5 protein-coding genes are annotated in these 13,092 nt (G+C 57.9%); 3 read left to right on the top strand and 2 right to left on the bottom strand.

The features are described from left to right. Positions 1-113: 113 nt before the first annotated feature. Positions 114-2,342 (bottom strand): glycoside hydrolase family 3 C-terminal domain-containing protein, encoded by a 2,229-nt coding sequence (locus CIK94_RS05020; RefSeq protein WP_254046035.1) that lies wholly within the window; start codon positions 2,340-2,342, stop codon positions 114-116. A gap of 323 nt (positions 2,343-2,665) precedes the next feature. On the opposite strand from CIK94_RS05020, the gene CIK94_RS05010 reads away from it, so the two are divergent. The 3 genes from CIK94_RS05010 (at position 2,666) to xylA (ending at position 9,506) form a co-directional block, all read left to right on the top strand. After that, entirely contained in the window at positions 2,666-6,172 is a 3,507-nt protein-coding gene (locus tag CIK94_RS05010; protein ID WP_094388856.1) for a discoidin domain-containing protein, read from the top strand. Between the two features lie 485 nt (positions 6,173-6,657). Then, positions 6,658-8,151, top strand: a complete 1,494-nt coding sequence (locus tag CIK94_RS05005; RefSeq protein WP_022309863.1) for a xylulokinase — start codon at positions 6,658-6,660, stop codon at positions 8,149-8,151. A gap of 32 nt (positions 8,152-8,183) precedes the next feature. Further along, positions 8,184-9,506 (top strand): xylose isomerase, encoded by a 1,323-nt coding sequence (gene xylA / locus CIK94_RS05000; RefSeq protein ID WP_094388834.1) that lies wholly within the window; start codon positions 8,184-8,186, stop codon positions 9,504-9,506. A 326-nt stretch (positions 9,507-9,832) separates the two neighbouring features. On the opposite strand, the gene CIK94_RS04995 is transcribed toward xylA, so the two are convergent. Beyond that, on the bottom strand, positions 9,833-13,090 hold the full coding sequence (locus CIK94_RS04995; protein WP_094421641.1) for a glycosyl hydrolase: 3,258 nt from the start codon (positions 13,088-13,090) through the stop codon (positions 9,833-9,835). Positions 13,091-13,092: the final 2 nt, after the last annotated feature.

The raw sequence follows: 13,092 nt of genomic DNA, 5'->3' as shown, positions 1-13,092 counted from the left end.
TCTCGTCAACGCAATGCCTGTCGCCGTTTTTTTTAGGGTATAAAAAAAAGATACCTTGTCTCCCGACAAGGTACCCTTCATTTCTAAAAAATAAAACCTATATAAAAAATTGTCTATTGAAGTCTAAACTTGAGTGAGTTCTTAAGGTTGTTGGTGCCATTGCCAACGAGAGCCACAAACTCTCCGTCTTCGGCAGTCCAGCTCTGAGTCTTGTCGTTGTAGAAGCTCAGTGCCTTGACGTCGATGGTAATGTTCACCTGGCGGGTTTCACCTGGCTGGAGATAGACCTTGTCAAAGCCTTTCAGCTCTTTGTAGGGGCGCTCCAGCGAACTCTCTTTGTCGTGGATGTACAGCTGCACCACCTCGGCGCCAGCGCGTCGGCCGGTGTTGGTTACATCTACGGTGAATGTTATCTTGCCGTCGCGACTCATGGTGGTCTTGTCTGCACGCAGGTTGGCTATCTTGAACTGTGTATAGCTCAGTCCGTAGCCGAATGCAAACAGCGGTGTGGTCTTGGCATGGTCTACCCAGCGGTAACCCACATAGAGACCCTCCTTGTATTCGCGGTCGATAATCTTCTTGTCCTTGCGCCATGTGCCGGGATAGGTGTTCAGCGCATGAGCACCTACATCCTCCAGCTTGGCGGGCATGGTGAAGGGCAGCTTGCCCGATGGGTTGGCGTCGCCAGCGAGTACGGCTGCCAGGGCGTTGCCTGCCTCTGAGCCCAGGAACCATGCCTGTACGATGGCGGGAACCTTGGCGTGCCAGGGCATTGCCACGGCGTTGCCCGATACGTTGACGTATACCATATTCTTGTTTACGGCTGCCAGAGCCTCTATCAGCTCGTTCTGTCCGTAAGGCAGTTCCAGACCCTTGCGGTCATAGCCTTCGGCGTCCTGGCCGTCACACTTGTTGAGTCCGCCCACGAAGATGACGTAGTCGGCACCCTTGGCCTTCTCTATGGCTTCGCGTTTCAGCTCTTCGGCAGGGCGGTTGTCGCGCAGGTCTGTATTGAAGCGGTAGCCCGAATAGCTCACGATGGTGTCGCCCACATATCCGCGGGCATAGTCTATCTGTACCTTGTTGCCCAGACGAGCCTTGAGTCCATCGAGAGGACTTACCTCGCGCTGTACCTTCAGTGATGAAGAACCACCACCTACGGTCATGGGCTTTATGGCGTTCTCTCCTACCACCAGAATGCGCTTTGCGTTGGCGTTGAGGGGCAACAGCGAGCGCTTGTTCTGCAGCAGAACGATACCCTCTTCACCTATCTTGCGAGCCACATCGTAGTGGGCTTCAGAGCACATGAAACCGTAAGCGCGGTGACGGTTCATGGTTGTGCGGAAGTGCAGTCTCAGCACGCGGCGAACCTTCTCGTCGAGGTCTTTCATGCTGTATTTGCCTGAGAGGATGCCCTCCTTGTAGGGACGCGCCAGGTAGTAGTACTCATAGGCGTTGTCCTTGCCCTTGGCGAGACCGTCGGTGTGGGTACCGAACTCCATGTCCAGACCATACTTCACGGCGTCGTCGGTAGTGGTGTGCACGCCCCAGTCGGTCATGGCTACACCGTCAAACTTCCAGTCACCTTTCAGTATCTTGTTGACCAGCACGTCGTTGGCGCAGCAGGGCTGGTTGTTGTAGAGGTTATAGGCACACATTACTGCCCATACCTTGCCTTCTTCCACGGCAGCCTTGAAGGCGGGGAGGTAAATCTCGTGCAGCGCACGGTCGCTTACCACCACATTGTAGCGTTTGCGGAAAGCCTCTTCATTGTTCAGCGCAAAGTGCTTGGCACATGCGGCAGTACCGGTACTCTGGATGCCCTGGATATAGGGAACTACCATGCGCGAGGCGAGGAACGGGTCTTCGCCGAGGTACTCGAAGTTGCGGCCGCCGATGGGCGAGCGATAGATATTCATGCCGGGGCCCAGCACCACATCCTTGCTGCGATAGCGGGCTTCTTCGCCCAGGCTTACGCCATAGTCGCCGGCAAGTGCGGGATTCCATGTGGCGGCAAGACAGGTAAGTGCGGGGAAAGCCACACAAGAGTCATTGGTCTGTCCGGCGTCGTGCCACTTGTCCCACAGTGTGTTGGGGCGTATACCATGAGGGCCGTCGTCGGTCCAGAGGTCTGGAATGCCCAGTCTGGGCACGCCTGCTGCCGAGAACTTGCTCTGTGCATGGATGACGGCTATCTTTTCATCGAGGGTCATGCGGCTGAGCACGTCATCGATGCGTTGTTCCACAGGTTTGGTTTCATCAAGATAGGTCGGAAGCGTCTGCGCTCCGGCGTTCATTCCAATTAAGAGTAAACACGATATTAGCAGCTTTTTCATATACATTATTATATTAATTGCTGCAAAGTTACCACAAATCCTTGACATGTACACATAATTAATGATAAATCTTTGTGCATAAGGTCATTTTTGTCATCTTTTTTGCGCAAAAGTTGAGCCGGGTCGGGCTTTTCTTCGTTTTTTCCCTACTTTCCTCCGCAGTGAGGGCAGGCGTCTCTGCCAGGATATCTTGTAAAAATGCCATTCTGCAGCACAAAGTTGCGCTTTTCTTTCCATGGATAGGCAGAAAATAGTAATTTTGTACACTATAGTTAGTCATTACCATCATGTCTGCGAGCCACCCGACGCAGACCACAAACCTGATAGAGATGAAAAAATTACTGATTACACTCGTTGCTATGATGTTTGTCAACGCCATACCCACCCATGCACAGCGCCAGACCACGCGTGGCATAGGTGTCTACCCAGGCCGCCAGTCTGAGAGTTTCGCCCCCACGCTCCGCCGTAACTTCGACTACCGCAATACGGCTCTCCACCGCATGGTCTATCATTCTTCATCACTCGATGCCAACCTCACCGGACAGCTCGTCACCGACGGTACCGTATACAGGGGCGAGCCTTGCCGTCTGCAGGTGTCTATGCCCGACGGCGTGGTGGCGCGCCGCGATGCCGAGAAACTGCTCGACGGCAACGTGCATACCCGTCTGATGGTCAAGGGCGAAGATACCTTCGTGCAGTTTGACTGGACGGCGATGGATGTAGACATCGATGCCTTCGACATCCTCGCCGAACCCGTCTATCAGCCCGGCCGGGGCACCGGAGGCTACGCCATAGACTTCCTTGCCTCCAACGACGGCAAGACATGGACCCTCGTGGGCGGAGAGCGGGGTGACGGCATGCCCGGCGAGCCCACCCGACACACCGGAAGCAACGACCCCAACAAGCAGGAAGACCCCGTGCGGCTGCCCATGCGACTGGTCAAGAAGCAGATACCCTTCTCCAAGCCCGGACGCTACTCCCATCTGCGCATAAGACTCCACATGACGGGCTGCACCTACTGGCGGTTCTACGAGGCACGACCCATGCGCCACGGCCGTGAGCAGCTGGCGCTGCCCTCATCCTGTTATACCAGTGCGTGGATGAGTGCCGGAGGTGCCGACGAGTGGCTCATGGTCGACCTGGGCACGCCGGTGATAGCCGACCGCGTGGTGATGCACTGGATACACCCCGCCCGCCGTGGCGAGATACTCGTCTCCAAAGACGGCGACCAGTGGCAGCAGATAGGCGACCTGGGCCGCATCAAGGTCAAGGGTGGCGTGCAGACTCTTCGCCATCATTTCACCGCCCGCTATGTCAAACTCATGATGCGCCAGCCCGACCCGTCGGGCCACTATGCGCTGAGCGAACTCCAGGTGATGGGGCGCGGAGGTCTCTCTGCCATACCCGCCGAGCGGCAGGGTATGGTCCACGGCCGATACTACCTCAACGGAGGCGATTGGAGGCTCTTCCGCGACGGGGCGGCTGACTCTGTCCTTGCCACGGTGCCCGCCACAGCCCTGCAGAGTTATATTAATATAGGTGCGGTGCCCAATACCAACCACGCCGACAACCTGCGCATGGTTTCAGAGTCGTTTTTCCATTCCGACTTTACCTATACCACCATCTTCGACGCCCCGGCCGAGTACGAGGGGCGCCATGTGTTCCTCAACTTCGATGGTATCAACTGGAAAGCCTCTGTCCGCCTCAACGGCCATGACCTCGGGCGCATAGAGGGAGCCTTCATGCGTGGACGCTTCGATGTGACCGGCTGTCTCCTGCCCACGGGCAACCGCCTCGAGGTGAGGGTGGAACGCCCCGCCCACTTTGGCGCAGTCAAGCAGAAGACCACCGAGAGCACCGACATGAACGGCGGCGTGCTGGGAGCCGACAACCCCACCTTCCATGCTTCGATAGGATGGGACTGGATGACCTCTACGCCCGGCCGCGAGACCGGCATCTGGAACGACGTCTACCTGAGTGCCAATGGTGGCGTGAGCCTGGCAGACCCGCTGGTAGACAGTCGCATAGACCCCGCCGACTCGCTCGCCACGATGACCCCCAAGGTGTGGGTCACCAACCACCGCGACACCGCCGTGGTGGCTACGCTGCGCGGATGGATAGGGGCGATAGACTTTGCCCGACAGGTGACGCTCCAGCCCCGCGAGAGCCGCGAGGTGACTTTCTCGCCCGACGAGTTTGCCCAACTGCAGCGCCAGCCCATGCACCTCTGGTGGCCCGTGGGCTATGGCAAGCCCCACCTCTACCGTGCCGGTTTTGCCCTTCTTGAGGGTAGTGAGCAGATAGACTCGCTCCACTACCAGGTTGGCATACGACAGATGACCTACAAGGAGATGGGCACCCGTCTGCAGTTCTTTGTCAACCACCGCCGTGTGGTTCCGCTGGGCGGCAACTGGGGTTTCTCCGAGACCAACCTCTGCTACCGAGGCAGAGAGTACGACCGCGCGGTGAGGTATCACAAGGAGATGAACTTCAATATGATACGCAACTGGGTAGGACAGACCGGCGACCGCGAACTCTATGAAGCCTGCGACCGCCATGGTCTGCTGCTCTGGCAAGACTTCTGGCTCGCCAACCCCTGGGACGGCCCCGACCCTTATGACAACCGTCTCTTCATGGCCAATGCCGAAGACTATATCCGCCGCATCCGCCGCCACGCCTCGATAGCCATCTACGTGGGCCGCAACGAAGGCTATCCGCCTGCCGAGCTCGACAGCGCCCTGCGCCGCCAGGTAGACCTGCTCCATCCGGGCTTGGGCTACATCTCCAGTTCTGCCGACGACGGTGTGTCGGGTCATGGCCCCTACCGGGCGGTCGAAGCCGAAGAATACTTTACCAGCCAGAGTCACCGACTGCACTCCGAGCGCGGTATGCCCAATATTCCCACCATCGAGAGCCTGCGACGCATGCTCAGCCCAGCCGACCTCTGGCCTATCGGTGAGGGATGGGCGCAGCACGACTTCACCCAGAAGGGCGCGCAGCGGGGCTCGACATTCCTGGATATGATGCAGCGCCGTTTCGGACCCGCCGCCGACGCACGCCAGTTTGCCGAGTGGGCACAGTGGATCAACTACGACGGCTATCGCGCCATGTACGAGTCGGCGCAGCAAGATAGACAGGGACTGCTCATCTGGATGTCGCATCCGGCATGGCCGTCGATGGTATGGCAGACCTACGACTACTATCTCGAGCCTACGGCTGCCTACTTCGGAGCCCGCAAGGCGTGTGAGCCGCTCCACATCATGTACAACGCCCATACCCGCAAGGTGCAGGTGGTCAACATCACCCCCGTCACCCACTGCGACATGGAGGCGCTGATAGAGACGATAGACATGCGGGGCAGGGTGATACGCACCGACTCGCTATGGGTAGACGCCTATGCCGACGCCACCACCGATGTGGCGGCTGTGCGCATGCCCGACAGCCTCTCGGTGGGCTATCTCCGGCTGAGACTCTACGAGAGGGGGTATCTGCGCTCAGACAACTTCTACGTACAGGCAGCCACCCCCGAGTGTTACAGCGCGCTGAAGCATCTGCCCGTGACACGCCTTACGCTCCGCGAGAATTTCAGCCGACAGGGCGAAACCTGGCATGGACAACTGACGGTGACCAACACCTCCGACACGCCCACACTCATGATACGCCTCTGCCTCAAGGGCGACGACGGCGAGCAGATACTGCCCGTGGTCTATAGCGACAACTACTTCGCGCTGATGCCGGGCGAGAGCCGCGATGTCACGGTGGAGTTTGCCGACGAAGACCGCCGCGACAGCCAGCCCCACATCGAGGTAAGTGCCTTCAACGGCAAGGCAGAATAGCCCGCAGCCCAAGCCGCAACAGCTGGCGACAAGGCTGGCTGCATCCAAGCCACCGCGCGCTGCCGTTAAGCCACCGCACGCCACAAGCAAGCCATTGCACCAACCCCGACCATCATCGCCAGGGTCGGTGCAATGGCTTTCTTTATGCCGGCGGTCGAGTAGGGCGCCGCCGCGATGGTCATGGGCGGCTCGTATCGGTAGGCACGAGGGCTCGTGACATAAGAAACGTGAGCTCGTGACTTATGATACGTGGGCTCGTGTCAATAGTTACGAGCCGGCAAAGGTGGTCTCGGCTTGACGGTTGGTGGCTTCGGGATGGTCGAGAGGGGCTGCCTAACCTCGTAGGAGCCAGCGCAGAAGGGGGTTCCTTAAAAATATTGCGCGCGAGAGTAATAAAAAAGGCAATCTCTTGCGTCAATTCTCAGATATTTTATATCTTTGCAACGTAAGAAATAAAAAATAAAACCTAAACATACGTATTGAGTATGAACAAACATTTGTTGTTGGGCTTTGACGTGGGCAGCAGCTCGGTCAAGGCTTCTCTGGTAGATGTCAACTCCGGAGAGTGTGTGGCTACGGCTTTCTACCCCGAGCACGAAGCACCGATTAAATCAATCAGAAACGGTTGGGCTGAGCAAGACCCTGAAATGTGGTGGGCCAATGCCAAACTGGCGCTTGCCCGCATCATGGCCGAGAGTGGCGCCAAGGGCGACGACATCCGGGCGATTGGCATCTCTTATCAGATGCATGGTCTGGTGTGTGTCGACAAGGCACAACGGCCCGTGCGCGACGCCATTATTTGGTGCGATTCGCGTGCTGTACCCTATGGAGAGAGGGCTTTTGCCGACCTGGGCAGCGACCGCTGTCTGTCGCATCTGCTCAACTCGCCCGGCAACTTCACCGCCGCCAAACTGGCGTGGGTCAAGGACAACGAGCCCGAGGTCTATGAGCGTATATACAAGGTGATGCTGCCCGGCGACTACCTCGCCATGAAGCTCAGCGGCGTCATCAACACCACCGTATCGGGTCTCTCCGAGGGTATGTTCTGGGATTTTCAGGCCCACGCTGTCGCCGGCTTCCTCCTCGATTACTATGGTTTCGACAGAGACATCCTCGCCGACATCGTGCCTACCTTCGATGTGCAGAGCCGCGTGAGCCGTGAGGTGGCTGACGAGCTGGGACTCAGCGAAGGTACGCCTATCAGCTACCGCGCTGGCGACCAGCCCAACAACGCGCTCAGTCTGAATGTCTTCAATCCCGGCGAGATAGCCTCAACGGCTGGTACGTCGGGTGTAGTGTATGGAGTGTTAGGCGATGTTAATTATGATAAAAAGAGTAGGGTAAATACCTTCGCGCATGTTAATTATACTGAGGACCTCACGCGTCTGGGCGTGCTCCTGTGTATCAACGGCACCGGCATCCTCAATGCGTGGATGCGCCGCAACGTGGCTCCCCAGGGCATCTCTTATGCCGACATGAACGCGATGGCTGAAGGTGTGGCACCAGGTGCCGACGGACTGCGCATCATCCCCTTCGGCAATGGTGCCGAGCGGGTGCTGGAGAACCGGGAGGTGGGATGCTCCATCCACGGCATCGATTTCAACCACCATACACAGGCTCATCTGGTGCGCGCTGCCCAGGAAGGCATCGTATTCAGCTTCTGCTACGGCATGGAGGTGATGGCAGAGATGGGCATGGACATCCGCAAGATACACGCGGGAAAGGCGAATATGTTCCTGAGCCCGGTATTCCGCGAGGCGCTCGCCACCACCTCGGGAGCGACCATCGAACTCTATGAGACCGACGGCAGCGTGGGCGCCGCAAAGGGTGCCGGCATGGGCTGCGGCATCTACAGCAGTCACGAAGAGGCGTTTGCTACCTTGCGCAGGCTTGCCGTGATTGAGCCCGATGAACAGAAACGTGCGCAGTATGCACAGGCTTATGCCGAATGGAAAGGTATATTGCTACCAATGACATGACAATCTAAATATAATAAAACTTATATGTACTAATTATGGCAAAAGAGTATTTTCCACAGATTGGCAAAATCCCCTTTGAGGGCACTGCCAGCAAGAACCCTATGGCTTTTCACTACTACGACCAAAACAAAGTAGTTGCAGGTAAGAAAATGAAGGACTGGTTGAAGTTCGCAATGGCGTGGTGGCACACTCTGGGCGGCGCAAGCGGTGACCAGTTTGGCGGACAGACACGCTCCTACGAGTGGGACAAGGCCGACAGCGCTCTGCAGCGCGCCAAGGACAAGATGGACGCAGGCTTTGAAATCATGGAGAAGCTGGGCATCCACTATTTCTGCTTCCACGATGTGGACCTCATCGACCCCGCCGACGATATCGACGAATACGAGGCCAACATGAAGGCCATCACCGACTATGCGCTCGAAAAGATGGCTGCCGCCGACGACATCCGTCTGCTCTGGGGTACTGCCAACGTATTCAGCGACAAGCGCTATATGAACGGTGCTGCCACCAATCCCAACTTCGATGTAGTGGCTCGCGCTGCCGTGCAAATCAAGAACGCCATCGACGCCACCATCAAACTGGGTGGTCAGAATTACGTGTTCTGGGGTGGACGCGAGGGTTATATGAGCCTGCTCAACACCGATATGAAGCGTGAGAAGGAACATCTGGCTCAGATGCTTACCGCTGCACGCGACTATGCCCGCGCCAAGGGGTTCACCGGCACCTTCCTCATCGAACCCAAGCCCATGGAGCCTACCAAGCACCAGTATGATGTCGATGTAGAGACGGTAGTAGGCTTCCTGCGCGCTCACAACCTGCAGGACGACTTCAAGGTAAACATCGAGGTCAACCACGCCACACTCGCCGGCCATACCTTTGAGCATGAACTGGCTGTTGCCGTCGACAACGGCATGCTGGGCAGCATCGATGCCAACCGTGGCGACGCCCAGAACGGATGGGACACCGATCAGTTCCCCATCGACAACTTCGAACTCACTCAGGCCATGATGCAGATTATCCGCAACGGTGGTCTCGGCAACGGTGGCTCTAACTTCGACGCCAAGCTGCGCCGTAACTCTACCGACCCCGAGGATATCTTCATCGCCCACATCAGTGGTATGGACGCTATGGCTCGTGCGCTCGAGAACGCAGCCGAAATCCTCGAAAACAGCGAGCTGCCCCGCATGGTCAAGGAGCGTTACGCTTCGTTTGACAGTGGCAAGGGCAAGGACTTCGAGGATGGCAAACTCTCGCTTGAGGACCTCGTGGCTTACGCCAAGGAGCACGGTGAGCCTGCCCAAATCTCGGGTAAGCAGGAACTCTATGAAACCATCGTAGCACTCAACTGTAAATAACTATGATATAGGCAATATTAAGGCTACACAATTACACTTTTTTCATAAATGTGCCGTCAGCAGAACGTGAGTTTAGCTGGCGGCTTTTCTTTTAGATGCATTTGGAAGCGTGGGGGTGACCTTGGCGCGCAGGGTGATGACATGGGGCATCGTTGGGAGGAACTTGGTGAGCGAGGGGATGGTATGTGGCATCGCTGGGATGAGCTTGGCGTGCGCTGGGATGGCTGCTGGCGGTGGCAAACAAACAAGCGGTGGGGCAGAAACCAGATGTGTGTCTGGAGTCTGCCCCACCGCTGTTTTATCGATGAAATCGGTGATTTTTGTTGTTATCTTGGCGTTTCCGTCAGTGTCACTGGGCCTATCAGACCTGAAGGCTGCAACTTGGAATCTTTCTTGTAGAAAGGATAGGAGGTATAGGTGTAACGCTTGGGACAATCGGGCTGCTGGTCGCCGATGATGCGATTGCGCCAGAGGGTGGTGACGCGTATCTCGATGTCATTGTTGCCACGACGTAGGGCGTCGGTAATCTCGGTAGAGAACGGTGCGCGCCAGAGTATGCCCATGTTCTTGCCATTGACGATGACCTCTGCCAGTGCGCTCATCTGCCCGAGGTTTATCCAGAGCCGCTTGCCGTGTATCTGGGCTTTGGTGAGCTTCACAGAGTTGCGGTATGTGGCGGTGCCGGCGAAGTAGCGGATGCCCGCGTCGTCGCTCTCGCTGAGCGAGCGCAACTGCGCCATCGTGGTCTGTGCCGGTGCGCCTCTGTCGGGCTGGAAGGTCACGGTCCAGGGGCCCTCGAGCGTGGCGGCGACGGTCTGGGCGTCGACTTTGACAGCCTCTGCCGCCGTGGGGTCGCTCTCGGTGCGGAAGACGATGAAGTAGGCTTCGCCGGGGTTCATCTGCAGACTTACCTGGGTATAACCAGCAGCGGGGGTGTAGTCTACTGCACTCACCTCGCCCGTCTCGGGATGCCACAAGTAAGGCTTCATGCCCGTCACCCTGAACCTCGCGTCAAGAGAGCGTGTCTGGTAGCTGCGGTTGTTGACCCAGTATATCTCTGCCTGTGGCGTCTGTCGGTGTACGAAGCGCAGGCTGTCCATGTGGTCACAGTAGAAATCGGGCGCGATGCCCCATGCGGCGAGGGCGTCGGCGATGCTGGCGCTCTCCTTGACATTGGGACGGTTGGCATCCCATATCTCGGCTACCAGGCGGTCAAACTCTGCCTTGTCATCGTTGAGGCTGAGCACTGCCTGGGGTCTTGCGCCGCAGAGTTTCATGCCCTTGTCGACCATCGCGGCGATGTGGCGCAGCGCAGGAACGGTCATACGCTGGGTGTTGGCGTCGAGGGCGAGCACCTGGTAGGTCATCCCCGATGGCGTGGTTATCTTGCCGTCGCTGCAGGTCAACTGCTCCGTCAGCGCGGGTGTGTTGACATAGTCGTAAGACGCTGTCGGCGGAACCTGGGGCTGGTTGGCGTAGAAGAGTCCGGTAACATTGTTGTCGTCGCCATAGTAGTAGGCTACGTCGGCGACATATCTGCCCTGCTGGAGCATATAACTGGTGCGCGAGAGATAGTCTACCCACGGGCGGGCTTGCTCTGCCCAAGTCTCGTGACGGTGGAACCACTGTCCGTAGACCTCCAGTCCCTCTCCCGGAACCTTGGTATCTATCGGCTGATGGGCACTGTCGTGGATGACGATACGGTTGACGCCGCTGGCGAATTCGAGGTCGGCGACAGGCTTGAGCAGGTTGGGCGTGAGGGAATAAGCCAGTCCGTCGCCGTCCAGTCCGTTGGATGTAAGGGATTCGGCGGCGACCAGATTCTGACCATAGATGTGAGCCACAGACGCCGATTCGCGTATGTCACCTTGCTTGCCGGTCTCGCCGCGGTCATTCATGTGCATCACGGGTTCACTCGCCCACATCGCACCCATAGGGATAGTGCAGTATTGCTTGACAGCCATGCCGTCGGCTTCATAGACGCGGCACGACTCGTGGCTCTCGAAGTAGGTACCCATATCCCGCGCCTTCATGGTGTCGGCTACCTGGCGGTAGAGGTTCTGCTCGATGAGCTCTCCGATGGTTCGGCGCCAGTCGAAGAGGAACCGGTCGGTCTTTTCGCTGCTCTCTACGATGGTTCCCGCCAATGCCGGCATCCACGGCAGCAGTTCGTAGCCGCGTCGGGCTTTGAACTCTTCTGCCATTCGTGGCGTCCAGTTGGCTATTCCTGCCTCATAACTGTCGATGAGCAGGTTCTGGAGTCCGCGTTTGCCCATCATGCCGCGCGAGGCGTCGACATAAGTGGCGAGATAGGTGCTTATATATCGCTGCACAGCCTCTGCCGACATCTTGTCGACCTCGAGTCCGGTCGCCTCGGGCGACGCGGGATGGTTCATCTTGCCCGTGAGCGAGTAGCCGAAGCGCAGTATGCGCCAGCGGCCCATCGGCGCTTTCCACGTGAGCCTTCCGGTGCTGTCGGTGAGATGAGTGAGGTCTATCACATCAGTCAGCGCCGTGGCCTTGTCGGTCTCTGGCGTGGGGTAGAGCGGCAGGTCGACCGGCGTGCCGAACGCGGCTTTCTCTTCGGCATGGTTCACGCGGAAGGAGGTAAACAGGTTGAGCTCGCTGATGGCGAGTGGACGGCGGTCGGTTTTCCATACCACTCTGAAGTAGCGCGCCGTGGTCGGCGTGATGTCCACGGTGGTCAGCGGAGCACCTCCAAGCACCAGGTCGCATACCTTGGTGAAGTGCAGACCATCATTGCTTGCTTCCAACCATTTGGTCGGCGCGGGCCGCTTGTTGCGCCACTGACTGTGCTGACGCCCGTCGCCCATAGCCAATGCCCTGATGGTGTATGCCTTGTCGAGTTCTATCTTTATCCAAGCCACCTTGCCGGTGCTGTCGGCAGTCAGCTTCTGCGTCTTTGCCATGTCGCCGTCGGTGAGCATGGTCAGGTCTATCGCGCCGTTGCTCGCCGTCGCCTTCGCGCCCATCTCTCCGAGCGCCATCTCGCCGTTGGTCCTCACAGCCACCACGGCGATGTCCTTGTAGTAGGTCTTGCTTGACGCGGTGCCCCTCGCCCTGATGTTCTGGAAGGCTCCGCTCACGCTGTAGGGTTCAGGCAGCGTCATGTTGATGGTCTTGCCTCCCTTGACGGTGACCTCCCTCCATACCAGTTTCTTCATGGCGTCGCAGGGCTTCACCCACGGTCCTCCCGTGTTACTCCACCCCGGCGTGGCGGTCATCGTCGCTTCCATGCCGAGCGAGTCTGCCAACGCCACAGCATACGCATAGCACTCTTTCCATTCGGGTGTCATGTAGATGATGCGTTGTGGCACCACCTGTGGTGTCTTCTTTCCGGCGTCGAAGATATGGATGCCGCCGAGTCCTGCCCGATTCATCCATTCGAGGTCCTTGCGGATGCCGTCGCGGGATATGTTGCCGTTCATCCAGTGCCACCACACGCGCGGGCGGGCGCTCTGTGGCGGATTTATAAATCCCTCCTTCAGTACATCGGTTTGTGCCGCTGCGCCTATCGTTATCGAGGCCAGCGCCGTAAGCATGATGTTTCTTTTCCAGTTCATAG

Source organism: Prevotella sp. P4-51, from assembly GCF_002251455.1.
Lineage (GTDB): Bacteria > Bacteroidota > Bacteroidia > Bacteroidales > Bacteroidaceae > Prevotella.
Note: the sequence above shows the minus strand (reverse complement) of the source record. Positions and strands in the feature narration are given on the sequence as shown.

What these genes read in the sequence shown, in the direction of transcription:
- CIK94_RS04995 (WP_094421641.1), bottom strand. Translation starts at nt 13,090, where the DNA reads ATGAACTGGAAAAGAAACATCATGCTTACGGCGCTGGCCTCGATAACG.
- CIK94_RS05020 (WP_254046035.1), bottom strand. Translation starts at nt 2,342, where the DNA reads ATGTATATGAAAAAGCTGCTAATATCGTGTTTACTCTTAATTGGAATG.
- CIK94_RS05010 (WP_094388856.1), top strand. Translation starts at nt 2,666, where the DNA reads ATGAAAAAATTACTGATTACACTCGTTGCTATGATGTTTGTCAACGCC.
- CIK94_RS05005 (WP_022309863.1), top strand. Translation starts at nt 6,658, where the DNA reads ATGAACAAACATTTGTTGTTGGGCTTTGACGTGGGCAGCAGCTCGGTC.